The sequence below is a fragment of the Sulfurovum indicum genome (genome assembly GCF_014931715.1).
In the GTDB taxonomy this organism is placed as follows: Bacteria; Campylobacterota; Campylobacteria; order Campylobacterales; family Sulfurovaceae; genus Sulfurovum; species Sulfurovum indicum.
The window spans coordinates 2049644-2074355 of record NZ_CP063164.1; the positions used below are offsets into that span (position 1 = coordinate 2049644).

Below are 24712 nucleotides of genomic sequence, written 5' to 3' on the forward strand. Positions count from 1 at the left end.
AGATATTCTTTGATTTTTCTGAAGTTTATAATAGGGGCTTATACTCCTCCCCCCATACGGAGGGGGGAATATAAAGAGAATCACTCAGCCGGTTGAAGCTTGATATCGTCATTGTTGATCATACCTGTACCAACAGGAATGAGACGTCCGATGACAACATTCTCTTTAAGATCTTCAAGCGTATCTATCGTACCTGCAATAGATGCAGAGGTAAGTACTTTTGTTGTATCCTGGAAGGATGCTGCAGAGATGATGGAGTCTGCACCGACTGCTGCACGGGTGATACCGACAAGCATAGGCTCAGCGATCGCCGGCTCTCCGCCAAGCTTGATTACACGCTCATTCTCTTCCTGGAACTTACGGCGTGACACAATGTCTCCGGCAATAAAGTTACTATTACCGCTGTCAACTACTTTCACCTGTCTCATCATCTGGGAAGTCACGATCTCAATATGCTTGTCAGAGATATTAACCCCCTGACGACGATAGACCATCTGTACTTCAGAAACAATATACTCGTAAAGTGCTTTTTCTCCGAGTGCTGCAAGAATATCATGGCTTGAAACAACACCATCGGTAAGTTTCTCCCCGGCATGAACATATTCACCAGCGTGTACCAATACAACCTTTCCTTTGTCAACAAACTGCTCTGTTACCTGGCCGTTGTCACCTGTGATGATCAGTCTCTCCTTGCCGCGCAGCGGTTTACCAAAGCTTACCACACCGTCGATCTGTGCGATTAGAGCAATATCTTTTGGACGACGTGCTTCAAAAAGCTCGGAAACTCTTGGAAGACCCCCGGTAATATCTTTTGACTTAATCGCAGCTTTTGGCGTTTTTGCCAAGATATCAGCAATATTCACTTCATCACCGTCATTTACGAAAAGTATCGTTTTCGGGTCCAACTGATACCTGATCAACTCTCCTGAGTCTGTTGCCAGTACGATCGCCGGTTTGTATGCTGCAGGAATATGCTCATTCAGCTCAAGCCTTGTATCACCGGTTACTTCATCGAACTGTTCAACTACTGTAACACCCGGGATAATATCTTCAAACTTCAATGTTCCCTTCTGCTCAGCAATGATCGGTTCAGAATAAGGATCCCACTCAGCAATCACTACCTGTGTTGAAACTTCCGGAGCAGAGAGTGTTGTTCCTCTTTCCACTTTCGCATCATTGTCGATCTGAAGCACGGAACCCCTTGAGATATAGTGTCTTGCCGCTTCTCTGTTGTTCTCATCAACGATCACAGCAAAGAGACCTTTCTCATCCACTTTATCTCCGGCTTTAACCCCTTTGTGTGCCTCAAGGTAGTCACCTTTAAGTAGGAAGAACTTTACCGTGCCTCTTGACTCTGCAAGAACATTCTGTGTAACCGGTGCACCATCTTCCACTTTCAGTTCAGATGCAAACGGAATACGGCTAGGTACTGACCATCCCTCTTTGATCACTTCAACAATAGAGTCACCCTCCTCTACCATATCTCCGTCCTTAAGAGGCAGGAAGAGTTTTCCTTCAACCTTCCCGGCAACACCGGCAAGCTCATTGGACTTGGCAACATCAGATTTTCTCAAGTTGTACTTAACTTCATCCTGGCCATCCGCCTGAACAGAAACGATATACTCATCATGTGTCACAATAACAGAGACTTTACCTTTGATCACCGCCTTGATCTTCGGTTCAACCAAAAGTACACCGGCATTTCTTCTGTTTGCTACGATCAACTTACCTTCAGTGTTTCTATAGACAGAGAGATTGTAGTAACGTACAAAACCTTCCTGTGTCGCAACAACCTGACGCTCCTCTTTACCTGCAGTCGCAGTACCACCTGTGTGGAAAGTACGAAGTGTCAACTGTGTTCCCGGCTCACCGATCGACTGTGCTGCAATAACACCTACAGCTTCACCCGGTTTGACCATTTTATTGTCTGCCATGTTCAGACCGTAACATTTTGCACAGATGCCTTTAGGTGCTTTACAGGAAGACGGTGCTCTCATAACTACTGAACGTACACCCGCTTCCTCTACACGTTTTGCCGTCTCTTCATCGATCATTGTACCTTCACTGACCAATACTTCATTGGTAATAGGGTCAATAATATCTTCCGCAAGTACTCTTCCGTAGATTCTGTCTGCAAGCGGTTCGATCATTTCATTACCTACAACAATATCAGAGACTTCTACACCTTCATGTGTCCCACAGTCCGCCATAGAAATCTTCACATTTTGTGCCACGTCGATAAGCTTTCTTGTCAGGTAACCGGCATTTGCTGTTTTAAGCGCGGTATCGGCAAGACCTTTTCTCGCACCGTGGGTTGAAATAAAGTATTCAAGTACATTTAGTCCTTCACGGAAGTTTGATGTAATCGGAGTTTCAATAATCGATCCGTCAGACTTTGCCATAAGACCCCTCATACCTGAAAGCTGTCTGATCTGTGCAGCAGAACCCCTCGCACCGGAATCCGCCATCATGTGAACAGAGTTGAATCCATCTTTGTCTTTTTTGATCAGTTCCATCAACGCTTCAGCAATAGAGTTGTTCGCATCGGTCCAGATATCAATGATCTTGTTATAGCGTTCCTGATCGGTCAATAGACCCGCACCGAACTGTCTCTGGATCTCTTTCACTTCTTCTTTGGCTTTACGTACAATCTCATTTTTGACTTCAGGGATCTTAATATCATCCACAGAGATGGAAACACCGACTTTAGTTGCATATTTGAAACCCATATCCTTAAGATCATCAAGGAATCCTGCACTCTCAGCTACACCACCCTCTTTATAGATATAGTCAACCAACGCACCAATATCTTTTTTCTTAAGAACTTTGTTCCAGTACTTTTCCGGTACATAATCCGGAATGATCGACTTCAGGATCAGACGACCGGCTGTCGAAGTCGTAATACGTCCGTCAATGATCGTTCTGATACGTGCATTCAGATCCAGCGCCTGCTGTTCGAATGCGATCTCAACCTCTTCAACATTAGCAAATAGCTTATGTTCGCCTTTAACATCATTCTTCTCCAGTGTCAGATAGTAAAGACCCAAAATCATATCCTGTGAAGGTACCGCAATTGCTTTACCTGATGCCGGGAGCAAGATATTCATAGATGCAAGCATCAAAACTTTTGCTTCGGCAATCGCTTCATCTGAAAGCGGTACGTGTACAGCCATCTGGTCACCATCGAAGTCGGCATTGAACGCCGAACAGACAAGTGGATGAAGCTGGATCGCTTTACCTTCGATAAGTCTTGGATGGAATGCCTGAATCGAAAGCTTGTGAAGTGTCGGTGCACGGTTGAGAAGAACCGGATAGTTATCAACAACCTCTTCCAGACACTCCCATACCTCGTTTTCCTGCTTTTCAATCATCTTCTTGGCTTGCTTCAGTGTCGTCGCATAACCCTTCTCTTCGAGTTTCGCCATCAAATGCGGCTTAAAGAGTTCAATAGCCATCTTCTTAGGCAGACCACACTGGTCCATTCTCAAATCCGGACCGACAACGATAACAGAACGTCCGGAGAAGTCAACACGCTTACCAAGCAGGTTCTGACGGAAACGCCCCTGCTTCCCTTTGATCACTTCAGAGAGTGATTTCAGTGGTCTTTTGTTTGCGCCTTTTACGGCATTTCCGCGTCTACCATTGTCAAAGAGTGCATCAACTGCTTCCTGAAGCATACGCTTTTCATTTCTAACGATGATCTCCGGTGCATCAAGCTCTACCAGTCTCTTCAGACGCTGGTTACGGTTAATAACTCTTCTATAGAGATCATTTACATCAGAAACAGCAAATTTTCCACCATCAAGGCTTACCAATGGTCTCAAATCTGGCGGAAGTACCGGAAGCTGTGTCAGCATCATCCACTCAGGACGGTTACCTGAATGAAGGAATGCTTCGATCACTTTCAGTCTTTTAACGATCGTCTTTCTCTTTGCCTCAGATTTCGTTGCTGCAATCTCTTCTTTAAGCTGAGAGAACATCTCTACAAGATCAAGCTCTGCGAGCAGTTCCTGTACGATCTCACCACCCATACGTGCATCCAGCCCCGTATCTCCGAAACGTGAAGAGATCTGCTGATACTGCTCTTCATTGAGCACATCATACTTTTGGAGCGGGTTAAGGCCCTCGTTGTCGTAACTTGCCTCACCAGGGTTCTTAACAATATATGCTTCATAGTAGAGTACACGCTCAAGGTCTTTCATTTTGACGCCTAGAAGAGTACCAATACGTGATGGGAGTGAAGAGACATACCAAATATGTGCTACCGGTGCGATAAGATCGATATGACCCATTCTGTTTCTTCTTACTTTAGATGAAGTGACTTCAACACCACACTTCTCACAGACTACCCCTTTATAGCGCATCTTCTTGTATTTTCCGCACAGACACTCATAGTCTCTTATCGGTCCGAAGATCTTCGCACAGAAAAGTCCGTCACGCTCAGGTTTCAAGGTTCTGTAATTGATCGTCTCAGGTTTTTTTACTTCACCGTAACTCCATGAGAGGATCTTCTCTGGGCTTGCCACTTTTAGTTGAAGGGCTGCAATATCCTGTGGTTTTTCATCGCTGTTCAGGTCGATCGGTACCAAATTCTCTAATACATTACTCATCTTCACTCTCCACTTCTTTTTTACTCTCATATAGTTCTGCATCAAGTCCAAGTGCCTGAAGCTCTTTGGTCAGGACAAACATGGTTTCCGGCACACCTGACTCCGGTACTGCTTCACCTTTGGTAATAGCTCTGTAGGCTCTTGCTCTACCCTCAACATCATCCGACTTGATGGTCAGCATCTCTTTAAGAATATGTGATGCTCCGTATGCTTCAAGTGCCCATACCTCCATCTCTCCAAATCTCTGTCCACCGAAGAGTGCTTTACCGCCGACTGGCTGTTGTGTCACAAGTGAGTAAGGTCCAGTTGAACGTGCATGAACCTTCTCATCAACAAGGTGATGCAGTTTCAGCATATACATATAACCGACATTAACCCGTTCGATCATCTTCTCACCGGTTTTACCATCATAAAGTGTCATCTTGCCATCGCTCTCGATCTTCGCCAATTCAAAGAGTTTCTCAAATTCTGCCTGATTTGTACCTTCAAATACAGGAGCAGCGAATTTTACACCTTTTGCCCAGTCTCTACCATAAGCAAGAAGCTCTTCGTCACTCATATTATTCAGCGTCTCTTTGGCATTCATCAACTTCGCCACATCTGCGATCTCGATCATTTTTGCCCTAAGCTCTTTGATGAAATCTTCTGTCTTATTGTCAAACATCTCCTGGATCTGCTCACCCAGCCTCTTACCTACAAGACCAAGGTGTACTTCGAGGATCTGTCCGATGTTCATACGTGACGGTACCCCTAGAGGGTTCAGAATAATCTCAACAGGCCTTCCGTCTTCAAGGTACGGCATATCGATCTCCGGCACAATGTTGGAGACAATACCTTTGTTCCCGTGACGTCCTGCCATTTTATCCCCGACTTTCAGCTTACGCTTGGTGGCGATATAAACTTTAACCAACTTGGTCACACCTGAAGGGAGAATATCGTCTTTTTCAAGGATCGCCAACTTCTCTTCATGCTCATTCTTGAGTCTCTTTTTCTGTTTGAGGAAGTAGTTCTTGAGTGATTCATACTCATTCTGTACTTCATTACTGTAAGACTGTACCACTCCTCTAAGGGCGAATCTGTTCACTCCCTTTACAATATCTACCGGGATCTTCTCTCCCGCCTTATATTCACTCTCTCCGATGGTAACATCTTTAAGAAGCTCCTGTTCTGAAAGGTAGTGTGCAATTCTCAGAATCTCTTCTCTGTCGATCATCAGAAGCTTATCGTGGTGGTCACTGTCAAGTGTTGCTTTCTCCTCTTCATAGGCCTGGATCGCACGTGCGTCTTTCTCATATCCTTTTTTAGTGAATACTTTGATGTCAACAACAACCCCTTCCATTGAAGCAGGACAGTAGAGTGATTTGTTCACCACATGACCCGCTTTTTCACCAAAGATTGCTCTGAGAAGTCTCTCTTCCGGAGTTGGTTTGATCTCACCTTTTGGAGAGACCTTTCCTACAAGGATCATTCCCGGCTTCACATAGGTACCGATCTTGACGATACCACTCTCATCAAGGTGCAGCAATTCATCTTCACGGATATTCGGGATATCTCTTGTGATCTCTTCTGTTCCATGCTTGAGTTCACGTGCCTCAACCTCTTTTTCATAGGTATGAACTGATGTAAAAGTATCTTCACGAATGATCTTCTCGGACACGATGATCGCATCCTCATAGTTGTATCCGTACCAAGGCATGAACGCAACCATGATGTTCTTACCGATAGCAAGCTCACCCTGATCCATGTTCGCGCCATCTGCGATCACCTGACCAGCTTCGATCATATCACCAAGCTTCACGATCGGTGTTTGTGTAAATGTTGTATTCTGGTTGGTTCTCATGTTCTTTTCAAGCGGATAATGATCGATGAATACTCCAGTCTCATCTTCACCCATAATGTAAATGTTTTTAGCATCTACTTTTTCCACTTTTCCTGAGCGCTTTGCTTTCACCGCTTCCCATGCATCACGTGAAACGACCGCTTCCATACCCGTACCGACTACCGGTGCCTCTGTCTTAAGCAGCGGTACTGCCTGTCGCTGCATGTTTGATCCCATAAGTGCACGGTTTGCATCATCATGCTCAAGGAATGGAATCAGTGCCGCAGCAGAACCGGAGATCATCAATGGAGAAATATCGATCAGGTCAACTCTGCTTCTGTCGTTAAGCTCGATATTCCCGTTGAGTCTGGTCTCAATGAGGTCTTCAACAATATATCCGTTCTCATCGACTTTTGTCGAAGCAGGAGCGATACACTTGTCCTCTTCCTGTGTTGCGGTCACATAGACAATCTCATCTGTGACTTTTCCATCTTTAACCACTTTATACGGTGCTTCAATAAACCCGTGTTCATTCACTTTCGAGTAGGTTGCAAGCGTGTTGATAAGACCGATATTCTGACCTTCCGGTGTCTCAATCGGACAGATACGTCCATAGTGTGTCGGATGAACGTCCCTAACTTCAAATCCGGCTCTTTCTTTTACAAGACCACCCTCACCAAGTGCGGAGAGACGTCTTTTGTGTGTCACTTCCGAAAGCGGGTTTGTCTGGTCCATAAACTGGGAGAGCTGCCCCGATGAGAAGAACTCAAGAATCGTGTTGGTAATCATTTTTGAGTTTACAAGATCATGTGGCATCAACTCATCAAGTGTACCCGAAATCGTTGTCATCTTATCCTTGATCGCTTTTTGCATCTTGACAAGTCCGGAGTGAAGTTCGTTACCAAGAAGCTCACCTATGGCTCTAATTCTTCTGTTACCAAGGTGATCTCTGTCATCAATATGCCCCTGGCCATTCTTTACTTTGATCAGGTACTTTACTGTATGAATAAGATCTTCTGCGGTAAGTACAGTTGCATACTCCGGAATATCCAAACCAAGCTTATGGTTCATCTTCATACGACCAACTTTGGTAAGATCATATCTTTCAGGATCGAAGAAGAGCTGCTGCAAAAATGCTTTTGCAGCTTCTGGTGTAACAGGCTCTCCCGGTCTCATCACTTTATAGATACGGATCGCGGAAAGCACATTCTCGTCATCTATCTCTTCAGTCTGCTTCAGAAGTCTGAGACTCTCATTGTCTGCGATGAATGCATTAATGATAGATCTGTCCGTACCCTCTGCAAGATCATTGATGATCTCGATACTTTCAATACCCTGCTCGATCATCTTTTTAAGCTTTGCCTCATCCAGCGGTGTCACCACATCATAAAGTACTTCACCGCTCTCCTGATCGATCACTGCTGTCGCAAGGTGTCTCTCCATCAACGTTTCAAGCGGGTATTCGATCCACTCCAAGCCCTCTTCAATAAGTTTTTGTGCTTTTTTCTTCGTCAAGCGTTTCCCGGCAGAAACAACAGTGTTCCCATTCATATCTTTTACATCATGATCTGCCCTTCCGCCAAAGTCATTCGGATCGAATTTCACGAGGAATCTGTTATCTTTGACAACTATCTCTTTTGTTGGATAGAAAAGTTTGACAATATCCTCTTTGGAATAATCCAAAGCTCTAAAGAGTATCGTAACAGGAATCTTTCGTCTTTTGTTGATACGCGCATAAAGAATATCTTTTGCATCATATTCAAAATACAACCATGAACCACGGTCAGGAATAATCTGTGCCGAATAGAGAAGACTGCTTCCTGCAGTTGTACCCTCTTCCTCCTTGAAGATAACACCGGGACTTCTGTGAAGCTGGTTAACTATAACTCTCTCAACACCATTAACGACAAAGGAGGTTCTGTCTGTCATCAAAGGGATATCACGAACAAATACTGCCTGCTGCTTGATCTCTTTTGGATCAAGTTTCTCTCCTGTCTTCTCATCTCTGTTCCAGATGATCAGTTCAATATTCATCTTGAGTGAAACAGAGTAGGTAAGTCCTCTCTCCATACACTCTCTGACAGTATATTTCGGCTTAATGATCTCTGAGTTTTTATAGGTAAGTGTCAGTCTGTTCTGCTGATCGTGAATCGGAAAAGCTGATCTGAAAACTTTTTCCAAAGTAGAGTTTTTTCTATCTTTTTCACCGAGCATCAAAAAATTTTCATAACTTTTTTGTTGAAGTTGGAGCAGGTTGGGAATCTCTATCTCTCTGGGGGTTTTTGAAAAATCGACGCGAAGTCTATTACCAGAATGCAAAGAATTTAACATGTTTATCCTTATGGTAGTTGGTTGGTATGTATGTTTGTTTAGACGTCTATATGAACTCGTATAAAGGTTCATGTGTTTAGATACACAAAGAAACTATTAGAGGAGGGTATGAAATGTCTCCGAATAGTTTATCACTGTACCTAAGGTAGTGGGTATCGCTGGACTCAGGCAGATGCCTGAAGTCCTCTTAAATAACCGTAATTATTTAAGCTCACAAGAAGCACCAGCTTCTTCGATTTGTTTTTTAAGCTCTTCAGCTTCTTCTTTAGAAACACCCTCTTTAAGTACAGATGGAGTCTCTTCAACAGCAGCTTTCGCTTCTTTAAGTCCAAGACCTGTGATCGCTCTTACAACTTTAATTGTGTTGATCTTCTTCGCACCAGCGTCTGTAAGAACAACGTTGAACTCTGTCTGCTCTTCAGCAGCTTCAGCAGCACCACCGGCAGCACCAGCTGCAACTACTGTAGCTTGTGCAGTTACACCAAATTTTTCTTCAAATTCTTTTACAAGCTCAGAAAGCTCAAGTACTGAAAGGTTAGAAATAAATTCTAATACATCTTCTTTTGTTGTTGCCATAGTTAATCCTTTTATGAACATTTTTCAAATTTATCAAGAGTTTCCTCCTGCCAAAAGAGAGCCTGTGGCTCTCACCACACATTAAGCCTCTTCTGCTTCTTTTTTATCAGCAAGCGCTTTCAAGCCGATAGTAAAGTTCTGAACCGGTGCATTCCATACATTGAGAAGCATACCGATAAGTTCATCTCTAGTTGGAAGTTTAGCCATCGCATTGATGGTTTCCATAGAGGCAACTTTACCTTCGATCAAACCAGTTTTGATCGCAAAGCTCCCTTTGAACTGAGTAGCAGCTTTGTCAGCGATCTTACAAGGCAATACTTGTGTATCACCCCAGATTACAAGGTTAGTGTCTTTAAAATCAACGGCTTCACAACCGGCATTTTCCAATGCGATTGCAGCAAGCTTGTTTTTAATGACCTTGACTTTTGTATCTTCTTCACGAGCCATATTACGTACAGTCTCGAGAGCTTCAACAGTCATCCCTTTATAATCACAGACGATGATCGCACCAGCATCTTTGAATTCTGCTGTCATCTCTGCAACCAGCTCTTCTTTTCTAGTTCTTGTCATTTCTACTCCTTCCGACCTTCTAACAGGGTGTATGGTTTACCATACACATCTACCTTTTCAGATAGATTAATTAAGCTTTCGCCCCCGTTATCTTCAGTCTAAGATCAAGACCTAAGTCTTCAGCCGTACAAGCAAAGCTTGGACCGATGAAAATTTATGATCTACAGAGGTGAAATCCCTCTGCTTCAAAATGTGACTCTTCACATAAGCCGTCCGTTTAGGACGACAATAGATATTTATTTGATGTCCATTACTTCTGCAGTATCCAAAGTAACAGATGGGCTCATTGTCAATGATACCGCTGCATTGGTAATATATCTTCCTTTAGCGGAAGCAGGTTTTGCTTTATTGATCGCCTCAATAAATGTATTGAAATTCTCTCTGATCTTTTCAATATCAAAAGAGACTTTACCGATACCTGCATGGATGTTACCTTTTTTGTCAACTCTAAAGTTCACCTGTCCGCCTTTTGCATTTTCAACGGCTTTGGTCACATCCATCGTTACTGTACCTGTTTTAGGATTTGGCATTAAACCTTTTGGGCCAAGTACTCTTGCTACTTTTCCAAGTACACCCATCATGTCAGGCGTAGAGATCACGATATCAAAATCGATCTTCCCTGCCTGAATCTGCTCGATAAGCTCGTCAGAACCTACAAGATCTGCACCTGCCGCTTTTGCTTCATCAGCTTTAGCATCTTTTGCGAATACAGCTACTCTTACTGTTTTACCCGTTCCATGAGGAAGGACAACGGACCCTCTTACCATTTGATCTGCATGTCTTGGGTCAACATTCAAGTTAAGTGCTACTTCAACAGTTTCGTCGAATTTTGCCGACTTGAGCTCTTTAAGTGTAGCCATTGCTTCATCTACACTGTACTCTTTTGTTGCATCTACTTTTTTAAGTAGTGCTTCTCTTCTTTTACTTACTTTTTTTGCCATTGTTTTCTCCGCTTCATTGCTCCCACATTTTTTAAATCATGTGGTTCAGATTTTATATTTAATGTTTCAACGTAGACTTAGTCTACAATCTCAATACCCATACTTCTACAGCTTCCCGCAAGAATTCTCGCAGCCGCTTCTCTGTCAGTTGTATTAAGGTCAGCGATCTTTTGGTCAATGATCTCTTCGAGTTTCGCTTTAGTGATAGATCCTACTTTGTTCAAAAGTGGGTTATCAGTACCTTTTTTCACACCTGCTGCCTTAAGAATAAGATCTGAAGCCGGTGGCTGTTTTGTTTCAAACGTAAAGCTTCTGTCTGTATACACTGTAACGATTACAGGAATCTTGAATCCCATTTTATCTTTAGTCTTCTCGTTGAATGCTTTACAAAACTCCATAATGTTAACACCACGCTGACCAAGTGCAGGTCCGACTGGCGGTGATGGGTTAGCAGATCCGGCTGGGATCATCATTTTAAACTTTTCAGCTATCTTTTTTGCCATCTGTTCTTCCTTTGTTTGATTTGACCGTCAACGGTCTTATATGATTTTCTCTACTTGTGTGTAGAGGATTTCAACTGGTGTGTTTCTACCAAAGATCGAAACATTTAACTTCAACTTTCCATGGTCAAGATCATACTCTTCTACCATTCCTGTAAAGTTTGCAAACGGTCCGTCAATAATACGTACCATTTCACCTGCCTCGAAATCGACTTTTGGACGTGGAGCCGATTTCTGCTCCATTTTGTCCAGAATCACTTTGATATCCGCTTCAGTAAGAGGGGTTGGTGTCTTTTGTTCACCGATAAATCTAGATACTCTTGGCAGAGACTGTATCTTGTGCCAAAGATTAGTATCCAGGTCTATCTGTGCAAATACGTAACCTGAATAAAGTGTTCTCTCTGTGATCTTCTTTTCGCCATTTTTAACCTCGATGACCTCTTCGGTAGGGACAACGATTCTTTCAACTTTATCTTCAATACCATAGTCCGCGGCTAACTGCTCGATGGCTCTTTTAACTGCCTGCTCACTTCCCGCATATGTTTGAATTGCATACCATTGATAAGCCATTGTTTATCCTATAAAACTGTAGATACGATGGATGACATCATCAGGTCAACCAATGCTAAAAATATTGAAATGACAGTTACTACGAGAACAACTGCTAAAAATGCTTGTCTTACTTGTACTTTGGTTGGAAATATTACTTTATGGAGCTCTGCTCTTGCATGTGCAATGAATGTTGAAATTTTTTCCATAGTATGTTACCTTTGTTATGGCAGGCCAAGAGGGACTCGAACCCCCGGCACCTGGTTTTGGAGACCAGTGCTCTACCAACTGAGCTATTGGCCTAAAGAGAGAGAAGAAACTTTACAGCTTCATCTCTTTATGCACAGTGTGCTCTTTGCACCACTTACAATACTTCTTTAGTGCAAGTTTTTCTGTTGTTGTTTTTTTATTTTTAGTTGTGTGATAGTTACGTCTAGTACACTTCTCACATCCTAAATGAACGGTTTCTCTCATGGTTATCTCCTAATAGATAAGACAGTGCAAGAGGCAGGCCTCTCGCAAAGGTGTCTTAAGCGATGATCTTAGAAACAACACCAGCACCAACAGTTCTACCACCCTCACGGATAGCGAATCTTGTACCTTCTTCAAGTGCGATTGGTGCGATAAGCTCAACATCGATTTTTACGTTGTCACCTGGCATAACCATTTCAGTACCTTCCTGAAGTTGAACTGAACCAGTTACGTCTGTTGTACGTACATAGAACTGAGGTCTATAGTTGTTAAAGAATGGAGTGTGTCTACCACCTTCTTCTTTAGTAAGTACATATACTTCAGCTTCGAACTTAGTGTGTGGAGTGATTGAACCCGGCTTACAAAGAACCATACCTCTTTGTACTTCTTCTTTACCGATACCACGGATAAGAACACCACAGTTGTCACCAGCTTGACCACAATCCATTTCCTTACGGAACATTTCAACACCAGTTACAGTTGTTTTAAGTGTGTCTTTAAGGCCAACGATCTCAACTTCATCACCAACACATACTTGTCCTCTGTCAACTTTACCAGTTACAACAGTACCACGTCCTTGAATTGTAAAGATATCTTCGATTGGCATCAAGAAGTCTTTGTCAGTCTCACGTACAGGCTCAGGAATGTATGTATCAACAGCTTCCATCAATGCAAGGATCTTCTCAGACCATGGCCCGATGTTACCAGCTTTTGCTTCTTCAAGTGCTTGGAATGCAGAACCTGCGATGATTGGAGTATCGTCACCTGGGAAGTCATACTCAGAAAGAAGTTCACGTACTTCCATCTCTACCAGTTCGAGCATCTCTTCTTTGTCTTCATCATCAAGTTGATCTTCTTTATTCAGGAATACAACGATATATGGAACACCTACCTGCTTGGAAAGAAGAATGTGCTCTCTAGTTTGAGCCATTGGTCCATCAGTAGCAGCAATAACAAGAATAGCACCATCCATTTGAGCAGCACCGGTAATCATGTTTTTAACGTAGTCAGCGTGACCTGGACAGTCTACGTGTGCGTAGTGTCTTGTATCAGTTTCGTACTCTACGTGAGAAGTTGCGATCGTAATCCCTCTTTCTCTCTCTTCCGGAGCGTTATCGATCTGATCATAGTCCATAAGAGCAGTGTCGTTTTTAGTTGCAAGTACCGCTGTAATTGCAGCAGTCAAAGTAGTTTTACCGTGGTCAACGTGACCGATAGTACCGATGTTAACATGCGGTTTCGTTCGTTCGAATTTTTCTTTAGCCATGCTTTTCTCCTAGCTTAAATTGATGTTTTAAAGGCAATATTATAGCCAAAACTTCTTAACCTATATGGACAGAACTATTACAAGGCTGTAATACTTTTGTCCATACAAATCCTGGAGCCCATAGTGAGACTTGAACTCACGACCTCTTCCTTACCAAGGAAGTGCTCTACCCCTGAGCCATATGGGCAAAAATTATCAGTTAAACACAGAATATCTCTATTGACAGATTTATTCATGACTGTATGGTATTTGGAAAGCTTTGTATGTGAAGTAATTTCTGTTAAGTACATAATTCACACAGCTCCCAGTTTATGGAGCGGGAAACGAGACTCGAACTCGCGACCCTCAGCTTGGAAGGCTGACGCTCTAGCCAACTGAGCTATTCCCGCGTCTTTATATGTGACTTAACATGGTGGTGAGTGAAGGATTCGAACCTTCGAAGACATAGTCAGCAGATTTACAGTCTGCCCTCGTTGGCCACTTGAGTAACTCACCACGTAGATGTTTGTCGTATTACTGGTCAAACACTGATAATTATATTATGGAGCTGGTGAAGGGACTCGAACCCCCGACCTGCTGATTACAAATCAGCTGCTCTACCAGCTGAGCTACACCAGCACCATTTCACATTAAAAGTAGTTACACTTAAAATGGACGGGAATTATAGACAAAAAGTTTTCAAATGTCAAGTGTTTTTTTAAAAAAAATCAAAAAATCTCTTTTTTTATCAACTTCATACTACAATGCAGTCAAAAAATGCCAAGGAACTCACAACATGAAGATACTTCTTGCCCCCAGTGAAACCAAAAAAAGCGGAGGGGAAGCGCCTTTCAGACTTGAAGCCCTTCTCTTTGATGCACTGCTTCCCTATCGGACCAGACTTCTGCATACCTATATGAACATCCTGCAAAAAAAAGATATGGCAGAGCTAAGTGCTATGTTTGGGCTCAAAAAAGAGGCAGATATCAAAATGCATATTAAAGATATAATACATGAGCCTGCAATGAAAGCCATAGAACGTTATACCGGAGTTGCTTTCGATCATCTCAACTATCCGTCTTTGTCTCCTGAGGCACAAAACTATGTGGATGAACATGTCATCCTCTGCTCAAATCTTTTTGGCTTTCTGCGTGCGGACGACATGATCCCGGAATACCGTCTCAAACAGGGAGCATCGGTAAGCGATATCAAAGTAGAGAAATACTACCAGGAGCATGGTGCAGCACTGATGGAGGCCTATCTTAAAGACGAAGAGATCCTTGATCTGCGTGCGGGATTTTACGACAAGTTCTACAAACCGACCAAGCCCTACACTACCCTCAAGTTCATCAAGGAGGGAAAAGTGGTCAGCCACTGGGCAAAAGCGTATCGCGGTATTGTTTTAAGAGAAGTTGCGACAGCAGGTATCGAAACGATCAATGATTTTATGAAGCTGCCTCTTGAAGGTCTTTCTATCGCAGAGATACAGACAAAGAAAAACAGAACCGAGATCATTTATGATATCGAACTATAAATGAAACTGCCCAATGAAAAGACTCTTTACAGGACCATGCTCTTTTTGCTCTTTGGTGCTGTATTGTTTGGCATACTTTTTAACACAAAATATTGAAGGATAAAAATGAAAGAGAACCTGTTTGAAATGGGTGCCGATATTGGAGACGGTTGGTCGTCGGACAATAAAGAAAAAACTGTTACTAAAAAAAAGGTAGAGATCAAACCTCCCCAAAAGCATCAACTCTATCTTGCCAAAGAGAAGCGCAGGGGAAAGATCGTAACCATCGTCAAACCCTTCCACCTTGCCAGGCAGGAGCTTAAGGCACTACTTAAAACACTCAAGAAGAAACTCGGTACGGGAGGAACGCTTAAGGAGGAGAGCCTTGAGTTTCAGGGAGACATCCCCGACAAACTCCGTACAACCCTGGAAGAGATGCACTACCGCTTCAGAGTCTAAAGCTTTTTATCGGGCCGCTGATCATCCGGAAGCTTACACAGATCTGCTTCATCAAACATCTCGACTTTGGGAATGGCTATAGCGATCAAGGCAAGCACAATACCAAAAATCAGCACAACCATATGTTCATTGCCTTTGAAAAAATCTGTCAATACCATCTTCCCTGTGTTCTCTCCCATCAGTGGCTTAAAGAAGTCATCATAGTAGAGTGTGAAGACCAGACCACCCAGCAAACCTCCAATCGCTCCTACCAGCACATCAATACGCCCCTCAGCAATAGAGACCGGCCCTGTTCCCGGACATTTCCCAAAAATCGCCATAGAGATACCAAAAAGAATTCCTCCTATGACCAGTCCCGGCCACATGATCGGCTTGACATGGTAATGTGCATCACCGGCTTCGATCATGAAATAAAGCCCTATACTGGTCAGTCCCACTGCGAGGAAAAGCATCTTTGGTACAATAGTGTCCTTAAGCATTGCAAAGCCTGCGATCTTCTCAAACTTGTCTACACGGGAGTATTGGATGATCCCGCCGAAGATCACACCGATGAGAAACACCAGTGCCAAAGAGCCGTGTCCCTGATTGATCACATTTTCGAACATCTGTATGATACGTGAAGCCAGGTCGTCACCCTGCAGTTTAACAATAACATCCATCCTACTTCTCCTTCACGTTGTAGAACAGGCGACCGGTAACGATCACTGTCACCAACACTACACCGCCAAAGATCATTGAAGAGATCGCCATCTGGCTCATTCCGGATAGAAAATGCCCCGAAGTGCACCCGCCTGCCATTCTTGCCCCGATGATCATAATGAATCCTGAAGCAAAGCTCCAAAGTAGCCTGGAGAGTACTGACGTGTTCTTATACTTTTTCCATCCGCTTGGGATAAGGGAAAAACGGAAGCTTTTCGTAATAAATACTGAAGTAATAAATCCTCCGAACAATGCACCAAAAAGCATCACTCCTTCCCAGGCACCGGGATCTTGAATATGTTTGAGATAACTGTATTGCTCAGGGTCAAGATCAAAAATGATCCCGGCAAAGTAGGGAACATAGGTCGAAGCACCGATCGGCCTGTCAGCACCGAAAATAGAGAAAGTCAATAAAAGCAGCAGAGACATCAAAATACCGCCCATCCACCAAGGTAATCTGTTCATCATCTGAAAATTCCTTAATTTTTTCAGAATTATAACAAAAATATATGCATAGTATAATATTTAATTATCTTATATTCTTCTTCAGTCTCTTTGAAAATCTATTCCCCCACAGCCAGGGCATAAAGTACCATCTCTTCGTTTTCCAAAAAGGCATTGACCTCATCATCATAATAGGCACCGATTCCCGAACACCCAAGCCCAAGGTAATTTGCTGCAATATAGAGACGGTGCCCCACAATACCCGCTTTTTGATAAAGTGCCTGATAGTTTCTTCCCCTGGAAGTCAGAAAAAATGCCAATGCCCCTTGTGTAGAAAGATTATACTGCTCCAGAGAGAGATACCCTGCCTCTTTACTGAAGTCACCATATTTCAGATATTCACCATCTTTATAGAGTCCCAACGGCATATCAAGTACTCTGTTGACAAAAACATAAACACTTACCTCTTCATCACAGTCACTCAAAACAGGCTGTGAGAGTATTTCCATAATGTAATTGAATTGCCCCTTGGTAATAGCCTGTGTATCAAATTGTCGTTGTGATCTTCGGGTAAAGATCGTCTCTTTAAGTTTTTGGGGTTCATAGGTAAACGCAGGGGCTTTGATCTGTTTTTGACACCCGGAAAGTGTCATACTCTCGATATAGGCTTGTACTATGATCTCATTTTCTTCAAAAGTACGGCTGCCATCCACATAGGGCAGAGAGAATTCGAGGGGATTGACCTCCTGTCCCGGTACCGGTACGGCAACACTTGCTCCTCCCAAAAACCACTCCCGCTCCGTAAACCCGAACATACTATTCAGTTTCTTACGATCGATCAGGTAACGTATCTGTGTTGCATGAGGTTTGAGCAGAGCACTGGCTTCAATACATCCAAGCAGATGACCTGCATCCAGAAGAGCGTAGCGGAAGGCTCTGTTCCTGTATTTCCATGCCGAACGCCAATAGACAGCAGAAACAAGGAATAGATACCCTTTCATTGCTCTTTTATACCCAAAGTAAGGTTCTATTCCCTCTTTATCAGTAATTTTATGTAACAGTGTCAACGAAGAGCTGCTTACTTCAAAATGATAGATACCGTCTTGCTTTCCCTGAACACCCCGTATCTGCATATACAATTCATTGGGGTAAAGTGCTCCGGCACTGGGATTGATGCGCAAGTAGTACTCAATACCGGGATATGATTTTTTGGCACTCAGCCCTGCAATATGATACAAAAAGAGATCTTCAGGGTCTTCCATCTTCAAGCTAAAACGTTCACAGTTTTCCGGATAAACCTTGTAAGTAGAAGGCTGATCTTCCCAACTTAGCCGGTTGGGGGATGTCCGTACCGAAGCATAAGAGTGTTTTGTCTCAGTATGATACCAGAACATCAGCCAAAAATCTCCTGGTGTTGACTTTTCAGCGACTCTATTTTTTTACATGCTGATACGAACAGCTCGTAATGTGCTATCCCTGTCTGACAAAGGTGCTTGTGTCGCTCATAGGAGGCAATAACTCTGTATGCCTTCCCTGCATAGTTATCCCTGTGGCGCTTGATATGCTCAAAACTTACCGCACCGTTGATCAATCCCTTAACCAGGTTGGCAAGCGGATGCTTTTGCAAACGTAGAGGGTGCCATGCCTCTTCCAATACTTCGTGTGCTTCAAAATACTTTTCTGCATCCAACAGTTCCAGATAGTGTTTCAAAGCTCCTTCAAGATCTTCATTCATTGTCAACATCAATTATTCCTTATACGATAATAGGGGAGTAACCCGCCTTCTGCTATTACAACCACTTTCCTCTTTCCAGGAACAGCGTACGTACCGGGACCTATTTCTGCCATAGAGGTCCAACCTGGTCTTTTTTCATCTGCTCTATCTTCTCAATCAGCTTGTCAATATCCTTCTCCTGTGCAAAACACTGGCCGATACCACAGGCAAGATACCCCTCTGCTTCTTGTGCTTTGCTTAAAACGAATGGATACCGTATACTGTCGATCTGTTTGTGTGCCTTCTGTAACACCCTCTTCTCTGCATGGATCGTTACATCTCCCTGTTTCAGCCTCATATAGGTCTGAAACAGCTTTGGTGCCTTAGAAGGCTCTGTCTCTAAAATACCGCCATGCTCGGCAATACTCTCCTCTACGATCTTCAAATAGCTTCTCTTCTCCGTCAAACTTGCCAGACGCAACAGGCTCTCCAGCATAACACTGAGTGCCGAAGTATAATAGCGGTCATCAAAATCTGCCAATACTCCTATCTTACTGCTGCTTAGATACCACTGCTTTTTTCTATAAAACTTTTCTATTGATTCTTTGGCAAGCTGTTCAGAGTATTTCAGGTACTCTGCATGATAGGTTTGTTCATACCCTTCGATAAGCGCATCCGTCAAAAAAGCATAATCCTCAAGGATCGCTTTTTGTACGGGCACCGTTTCAGGGAGCGTATAGTGGTAGAGTACTCCATCCCGAAACATTGTTTCAAACAGCTTTTTCAAATGCTTTTTGCCCAATTCTGTATACTTGGCATCGATTTTCCCGGCATAGAACAGTGCTTTTATCATCATGGCATTCCAGGCAGTAATGATCTTTCTGTCCACAAAAGGAAAGTGTCGTTTTTGTCTCACACTCTGTAAATACTTCTTCAGCTCTTCTGCACGATTTGGCTTTGTGCCTGAGCTTATATGCAGATGGGAAAATTCTCCATCCACATTACCATCCTCTTCTATACCATAGTAGTTCAGTACTGCTTCAACCTCTTCTTTTCCCCACCCTTCTGCCAAAAGTGCTTCCTGGACTTTGAGATAGTCATAAATGTAATATCCTCCTTCTTCCCCGTCACTATCCGCATCACTTGCAGAGAGAAAGAGACCCTCACAGGTAAAATGTTTTTCCATATGGGCAATCGTCTCTTCAACGACCTGTTTGCAGACAGGATCTTCTGTCAGCAGATACATTTGTACATAAACCGGTATCATCTCAGCATTGGTATAGAGCATTTTCTCAAAATGGGGGTTTAGCCAGGCCTCATCAGTCGTATAACGGAAAAAGCCTCCTTCCACCTGATCATAAACACCGCTCTGTGCCATTTTATGAAGAGTCTCTTTAGCCATTTTCAAAGCATCTCTGTCACCACTTAACCTGTAGGCAGTCAACAGAAGTTCGATTTTGGATGCCTCAGGATATTTGGGTCTGAAAGCAAATCCGCCATACTGTTCATCATAGGTTTTGGCTATCTCACTCACAGCCTGTTGTATCATCTGACTCAATACCCCTGCTTTCAACTCTTGACGTTTACTCTCTTCCTCTGCCAATTTTTTGTAAAAATCAATTCTTCTGTTAAATACTTTTGGCTTCTTTTGCAATGCAGCAAACTCCGGCAGCAGCTTCATCAGTCCTTTAGAGCCGTATCCCTCCTCTTTTGGAATATAGGTTGCCAGATGGAATACTTCTCTATTAGGAGAGAGAAACACACTTAACGGCCATCCACCGCGCTTGCCGTATCTCTGTAAAAAAAGCTTCTGGTACTTCTTATCGATCTGAGGATACTCTTCTCTGTCAACTTTTATGGAAATATAATGATCATTCAGGAGTTTGGCCACACTTTCATCGCGAAAACTCTCCTGCTCCATCTCATGACACCAGTGACAGGTACTGTATCCAATGGAAAGAAAGATCAGCTTCTGTTCTATTTTGGCTTTTTCAAATGCTTCTTCTCCCCACGGATACCAGTGAACAGGATTATGTGCATGTTGCTGAAGATAGGGGGATTTTTCATCAACAAGCGCATTGGTATAGTTGTGTTCAGCATGTAACAGAACCATACAGGCAATCAACACCATCCACTTTTTCATACTTATCTTCTCACTTATGTTATACTTTACATCAACTATACCATAAAAAGCAGTCATCATGAGAAAAGAAGAGAAAGAGATACTCAAAAAAAAGATTGAAGACGATATTGCCAAACTTAAAGTACAGATAGCCGCCCTTGAAGAAAAGACCAGGCCCATTACACCGGACTGTTCTCTTGGAAGGCTCACCAGACTTGAGGCGATGGGAGAACAGCATGTCAATAACAGAGTACTTGATGAGTCCAAACTTCGTCTTATCAGACTTCAAAATGCGCTGCTTCGTATTGACAAGCCGGTGTTCGGCATCTGCATTAAATGTGATGACCCTATAGGTTTTGAACGGATGAAAATACGTCCTGAAAGTATACGATGTGTGGAGTGTGCAGGTAACAGGTAACTGTCAGGCAGCAAGATAACACAGGATAGGTTTTAAGGATCGCCACAAGGGCGACGACCCCTACAGTCGGAACGGTGCAGATTGATGTAGGGGTAACCCCTGTGGTTACCCTCTCAATATACTTTTTGACTCACTATATATACCCTCGTTTCACCATCCCCACCGCCATCGCAAGTGACATGCCGTCATTGTGATACCCTTCGGTATGACAGTTCTCACATGTATCTCCGCATTCAAAATTCAGATCTTCCACGATCTGCTCCCACTTTTCTATCTTATGTTCTTTAATATACTTGGCGATCTCCCCCAATGTCTTGTTATGACAATGGCAGATCATCATATCAGCAGTCGGCATTTCCATAAATAATAGTACCTTTTTATAAAAGCTTTTCGATAGGAAAGCATACCGAAACTATTCATTATTCACTATTAATTATTCATATTGAGAATCAAAGACTCTCAATATTCCCAACAACTTTCCCAACAATTGTCACCTCATCAGGTGCAAGGACTTCCGGAGAATAGGCCTTGTTGTCAGAAATAAGCTCTACCATGCCATCGGCTCTTTGACGGATGCGCTTAATAAAAAGCCCTGCCGTAGTTGCTGCAATAAAGATACCGTCTTTATTAATATTGGTCTGCGTTCTGTCCACAAAGACAATACTTCCATCCTGCAGTGTCGGCTCCATCGATTCTCCGTCCACATGAATCGCTTCAAGTTCTGTATTGCCCATTCCTACCATATTCTGCATGATCTTCTCATCGACCGTGATCGTTTCATAGTTCTCATCAAATACTTCTGCTCCCCCTCCGGCACTGGCCCGGATATCTGCAAAATAACGTACCTGAAAGAACTTCTCAGTCTGTTCTTTGAGCATATCAACTGTCTGATCAAAAAAGAGCCAGTTTACTGATATCTTTTTCAGTGCACAGAAAGCAAGTATCTCCTCATAAGGAATAGAGTTTCTTTTTTTCATGGTCGCAAAGGTCGCCTGTGGTATATTCAGTGCATTGGCTACATCTTTATCAAACACTTTTCCCCCGATCTTTGTCTCGGAGATCACATCTTTCAGTTTTTCTATAATTTCAGCCAGTGTCAACATCATCAAACTCCTTTTATATAGTATATATGTCAAATTATAGACTTTTTTTCTTAAAAGTATGACAATTTGACATATTTTAATATAAATATATAGCATTAATATATATTTTGTATAGAAAACAACTCAAGGAGAGAAAGATGGATTACAAATTGAACAAAGAACTACTCAGCTATGCAGTAAAAATGGGGTGTAAGACAGCAGCGGATTTCGCACTTTTTCTCAAAGCAAGGGAGTCTATTTTGGCACTATAAGTGCTAAGTGCAATTTTTCATAAGTGACCTTAAGCGGTCAAGAAGTTTGACTCAAAAAACTTATATTGCCCTACAAACTTTCCAGCATGGAGCAGGCAACTGACAACACATCAGTTCTTCTGCTTTTCTTTTTTTTCATTGCTTCGTTTCTCTTTTTTCGTTGTGCTGCTACAAAGAAAAAAGAAATGAAGAGGGATACAAGAGATAATAGTATCTCAATCTAAAAGTAAAACCATTACCTCATCACCAACTTCTTTTGACGTATCCTCTTCAGAGGTAAAAAGCAGGGCAATATCTCCAAGCATATTTGTAAGGATGGCAGATGTACCGACTTTCTTTCCCTTGAAGTCAACATAGTATTCTCCATGTATCAAAGAGACATTACAGGCAGTGAACTCCGCTTTTTTCGCACGCTTCACAAAAGGCTCTTTGAGCTTTGCTTTCACATGTTTGAGGGCAGACTTGCCTTTTTGAAGTTTTTCAATGAGCGGTACCACATAGACAAGAGCCATCACTGTCGCAGAGTAGGCAAACCCGGGCAGTCCAACAACAAACTTGTCTCCTTTACGTGCAACCATAATATGCTGTCCGGGTTTGACCCGCACACCTTTGAAAACCACTTCACAGCCAAGTTCAAAGATAACATCTTTGACAAAGTCAAAATCTCCTACACTCACGCCCCCTGTAGTCACGACAATATCACTTTTTTCCAACGCTTCCGAGACAGCTGCGGTAATACTCTCTTTATCATCTTTAATGCATCCAAGCTGCATGGAAATACCGTCATACTTCTTTACAATCGCCTCAATAACATAATTGTTTGAAGAGCGAATCTGGGCATCATTCATCTGAATCTCACCAAGATCAAGCAGTTCAGAGCCTGTAGAGAGTATGGAAACCGTCGGTTTTTCATAAACCAGGACATGGACAATATTCAAACTGGCCAAGACACCGATATGGGAAAAGTCTATTTTCGTTCCTGCCTCAATAAGTTTCTGGCCTTTGGCATAATTCTCCCCTATTTCACGGACAGCAAATCCCTGCGGAACTTCTTCTTTGATAAGAATCTCATCACCATCGATCTGTACATTCTCAATAGGGATAAGCGTATCAGCCCCTTCTGGCATCAGTGATCCCGTAAATGTCTTGATACAGGTGCCTCCTATCACCTTATCCCTAAGTGCCGAACCGGCCGGATTGATACTGGCAACTTTAAGTCTTCTCATCGCCTGATCTTCATGGATGATAGCATATCCATCCATTCCGGAAGTAGGAAATTCCGGTGAGTTGTGATCAGCAATAATATCTTCTGCCAGTACATAACCGACTGCATCCATCAAATAGAGTTTTTTTGTTTTATATTTACTGACCTGCAACCCCTCAAGGAGTGCCATTGATTCATCAAAATGCATCATGTTAAAAAAGTTCCTTTTTTAGGTAGTAGAAACAGGGAGTAGGGAGTAACAAAAGAAATTGCTACCTTGTTCCCTGCTCCCTACTCCTCATATAAAGTTATGCAAGCAATCCCGCACCGTCCATCGGGGTGCTTCTGTCTTCTGCATAAATTCGCTTCCCGTTCTTCACATCATACTTCCAGATAGGAGCATTTGCCTTGAAATCTTCTACAAATTCCTCAATGAGCTCTAAGGCTACACGTCTTTTGGGAGAGAACACTGCTGAAACATACGAAGAGGTATGTACAGGTACATCCCCAATGGAGTGTGCCATCTTCACCACTGCACCTCTTGCTTTGGCTCTTTCCTGCCAACTATCGAACCACTGTTTGAGTACCGGTTCATAGATATCAAAGCTGAGTGCCTCTATACCGTCTTCCGCACGGATCGTTCCTACAAATGGGATGTACGCACCATAGTTCGATTCCGCCTCCTCATCCAGCCATCTGCCAAAGATCTCTTTGACATTAAGGGGACCATTATAGAGTTCCATTTTAAACCTTTTTTAAAGCACTGAACATATTTCTCCGGGACGCTATGCCTTTGGTATATACGCTTACCCGTTCGATCCTACAAACGTGAAACTATCCTCATTTGCTTAACGTTTATGCCTTCGGCGGTTCGCTTCGCAAACATCACCTCCGGTTTCGACCCTACAAACGTGAAACTATTCACATTTGCTTAACGGGTCTCATCCTCCACAAACCGGGGGCAAAATTGAAACTCTGTCCCCGTCTTTAAGTGGTGTATTCAGATCTTTTACCATCGTATCATTCACTGCAACTGCACACTTCTCAAGCCAGGAAGCAACCACTTCATCTTCTTTAAGTTTTGCTGCCACGTCACCGAGTGTTAATGCTTCCATCTCCACCTGATCTTTCCCGATAGGTCCTAAAAATTCTACTTTTACCATCATTATACT

23 protein-coding genes and 5 tRNA genes are annotated in these 24712 nt (G+C 42.9%); 3 read left to right on the forward strand and 25 right to left on the reverse strand.

Annotation, left to right across the window (positions count from 1 at the left end; genetic code table 11):
* Positions 1-80: 80 nt before the first annotated feature.
* The 15 genes from rpoC to IMZ28_RS10215 form a co-directional block, all read right to left on the reverse strand.
* Positions 81-4610, reverse strand: a complete 4530-nt coding sequence (rpoC, locus tag IMZ28_RS10145) for a DNA-directed RNA polymerase subunit beta' (protein ID WP_197548484.1) — start codon at positions 4608-4610, stop codon at positions 81-83.
* Positions 4603-8760, reverse strand: a complete 4158-nt coding sequence (gene rpoB, locus IMZ28_RS10150; RefSeq protein WP_197548485.1) for a DNA-directed RNA polymerase subunit beta — start codon at positions 8758-8760, stop codon at positions 4603-4605. Before rpoB ends, rpoC begins: the two co-directional genes overlap by 8 nt.
* 201 nt (positions 8761-8961) lie before the next feature.
* Complete coding sequence (gene rplL / locus IMZ28_RS10155; protein WP_197548486.1) at positions 8962-9336, reverse strand: 50S ribosomal protein L7/L12; 375 nt, start codon at positions 9334-9336, stop codon at positions 8962-8964.
* A gap of 81 nt (positions 9337-9417) precedes the next feature.
* The gene (rplJ, locus tag IMZ28_RS10160; RefSeq protein ID WP_197548487.1) at positions 9418-9906 is read right to left on the reverse strand and encodes a 50S ribosomal protein L10; all 489 of its coding nucleotides are present in this window, start codon (positions 9904-9906) and stop codon (positions 9418-9420) included.
* Between the two features lie 236 nt (positions 9907-10142).
* On the reverse strand, positions 10143-10847 hold the full coding sequence (gene rplA, locus IMZ28_RS10165; protein WP_197548488.1) for a 50S ribosomal protein L1: 705 nt from the start codon (positions 10845-10847) through the stop codon (positions 10143-10145).
* Positions 10848-10924: 77 nt separating this feature from the next.
* Positions 10925-11350, reverse strand: a complete 426-nt coding sequence (gene rplK / locus IMZ28_RS10170) for a 50S ribosomal protein L11 (protein WP_197548489.1) — start codon at positions 11348-11350, stop codon at positions 10925-10927.
* 36 nt (positions 11351-11386) lie between these two features.
* Entirely contained in the window at positions 11387-11917 is a 531-nt protein-coding gene (gene nusG / locus IMZ28_RS10175; RefSeq protein ID WP_197548490.1) for a transcription termination/antitermination protein NusG, read from the reverse strand.
* 8 nt (positions 11918-11925) lie between these two features.
* The gene (secE, locus tag IMZ28_RS10180; RefSeq protein WP_197548491.1) at positions 11926-12105 is read right to left on the reverse strand and encodes a preprotein translocase subunit SecE; all 180 of its coding nucleotides are present in this window, start codon (positions 12103-12105) and stop codon (positions 11926-11928) included.
* 18 nt (positions 12106-12123) lie between these two features.
* A tRNA-Trp gene (locus tag IMZ28_RS10185) sits at positions 12124-12199 on the reverse strand.
* Positions 12200-12217: 18 nt separating this feature from the next.
* Positions 12218-12370 carry a 50S ribosomal protein L33 gene (rpmG, locus tag IMZ28_RS10190; protein ID WP_011979817.1) on the reverse strand — a complete coding sequence of 51 codons (153 nt, stop codon included), beginning with the start codon at positions 12368-12370 and terminating at the stop codon, positions 12218-12220.
* A gap of 55 nt (positions 12371-12425) precedes the next feature.
* The gene (gene tuf, locus IMZ28_RS10195; protein WP_197548492.1) at positions 12426-13634 is read right to left on the reverse strand and encodes an elongation factor Tu; all 1209 of its coding nucleotides are present in this window, start codon (positions 13632-13634) and stop codon (positions 12426-12428) included.
* Positions 13635-13746: 112 nt separating this feature from the next.
* Positions 13747-13821 (reverse strand) — tRNA-Thr (locus IMZ28_RS10200).
* A 125-nt stretch (positions 13822-13946) separates the two neighbouring features.
* Positions 13947-14023 (reverse strand) — tRNA-Gly (locus IMZ28_RS10205).
* A 21-nt stretch (positions 14024-14044) separates the two neighbouring features.
* Positions 14045-14129, reverse strand: a tRNA-Tyr gene (locus IMZ28_RS10210).
* A gap of 47 nt (positions 14130-14176) precedes the next feature.
* A tRNA-Thr gene (locus tag IMZ28_RS10215) sits at positions 14177-14252 on the reverse strand.
* Between the two features lie 157 nt (positions 14253-14409).
* Between IMZ28_RS10215 and IMZ28_RS10220 the strand changes: the two genes are divergently transcribed.
* Positions 14410-15147, forward strand: coding sequence for a YaaA family protein (locus IMZ28_RS10220; RefSeq protein WP_197548493.1), 738 nt, complete (start codon positions 14410-14412; stop codon positions 15145-15147).
* Between the two features lie 105 nt (positions 15148-15252).
* Positions 15253-15585 (forward strand): SUI1 family translation initiation factor, encoded by a 333-nt coding sequence (locus IMZ28_RS10225; RefSeq protein WP_197548494.1) that lies wholly within the window; start codon positions 15253-15255, stop codon positions 15583-15585.
* Here IMZ28_RS10225 and IMZ28_RS10230 read toward each other — a convergent pair.
* From IMZ28_RS10230 to IMZ28_RS10250, 5 genes are all read right to left on the reverse strand, one after another.
* The gene (locus IMZ28_RS10230) at positions 15582-16244 is read right to left on the reverse strand and encodes a YeeE/YedE thiosulfate transporter family protein (protein WP_197548495.1); all 663 of its coding nucleotides are present in this window, start codon (positions 16242-16244) and stop codon (positions 15582-15584) included. The two genes, IMZ28_RS10225 and IMZ28_RS10230, sit on opposite strands and share 4 nt — an antisense overlap.
* A gap of 1 nt (position 16245) precedes the next feature.
* Positions 16246-16752: a YeeE/YedE thiosulfate transporter family protein gene (locus IMZ28_RS10235; RefSeq protein ID WP_197548496.1), complete on the reverse strand. Its 507-nt coding sequence runs from the start codon at positions 16750-16752 to the stop codon at positions 16246-16248.
* Positions 16753-16847: 95 nt separating this feature from the next.
* On the reverse strand, positions 16848-18122 hold the full coding sequence (locus tag IMZ28_RS10240) for a nitroreductase family protein (RefSeq protein WP_197548497.1): 1275 nt from the start codon (positions 18120-18122) through the stop codon (positions 16848-16850).
* On the reverse strand, positions 18122-18472 hold the full coding sequence (locus IMZ28_RS10245; RefSeq protein WP_232087475.1) for a DUF309 domain-containing protein: 351 nt from the start codon (positions 18470-18472) through the stop codon (positions 18122-18124). Before IMZ28_RS10245 ends, IMZ28_RS10240 begins: the two co-directional genes overlap by 1 nt.
* A 91-nt stretch (positions 18473-18563) precedes the next feature.
* Positions 18564-20585: a thioredoxin domain-containing protein gene (locus IMZ28_RS10250; protein WP_197548498.1), complete on the reverse strand. Its 2022-nt coding sequence runs from the start codon at positions 20583-20585 to the stop codon at positions 18564-18566.
* A 58-nt stretch (positions 20586-20643) separates the two neighbouring features.
* Here IMZ28_RS10250 and IMZ28_RS10255 point away from each other — a divergent pair, with 58 nt between their 5' ends.
* Entirely contained in the window at positions 20644-20982 is a 339-nt protein-coding gene (locus IMZ28_RS10255) for a TraR/DksA family transcriptional regulator (protein ID WP_197548499.1), read from the forward strand.
* Positions 20983-21115: 133 nt separating this feature from the next.
* On the opposite strand, the gene IMZ28_RS10260 is transcribed toward IMZ28_RS10255, so the two are convergent.
* The 5 genes from IMZ28_RS10260 to IMZ28_RS10280 form a co-directional block, all read right to left on the reverse strand.
* On the reverse strand, positions 21116-21343 hold the full coding sequence (locus IMZ28_RS10260; RefSeq protein WP_197548500.1) for a hypothetical protein: 228 nt from the start codon (positions 21341-21343) through the stop codon (positions 21116-21118).
* Between the two features lie 88 nt (positions 21344-21431).
* Complete coding sequence (locus tag IMZ28_RS10265) at positions 21432-22088, reverse strand: LexA family transcriptional regulator (protein ID WP_332061152.1); 657 nt, start codon at positions 22086-22088, stop codon at positions 21432-21434.
* Positions 22089-22551: 463 nt separating this feature from the next.
* Entirely contained in the window at positions 22552-23751 is a 1200-nt protein-coding gene (locus tag IMZ28_RS10270; protein ID WP_197548501.1) for a molybdopterin molybdotransferase MoeA, read from the reverse strand.
* A 97-nt stretch (positions 23752-23848) separates the two neighbouring features.
* The gene (locus IMZ28_RS10275) at positions 23849-24283 is read right to left on the reverse strand and encodes a molybdopterin synthase catalytic subunit (RefSeq protein ID WP_197548502.1); all 435 of its coding nucleotides are present in this window, start codon (positions 24281-24283) and stop codon (positions 23849-23851) included.
* Positions 24284-24481: 198 nt separating this feature from the next.
* Positions 24482-24703: a MoaD/ThiS family protein gene (locus tag IMZ28_RS10280; protein ID WP_197548503.1), complete on the reverse strand. Its 222-nt coding sequence runs from the start codon at positions 24701-24703 to the stop codon at positions 24482-24484.
* Between the last annotated feature and the right edge of the window lie 9 nt (positions 24704-24712).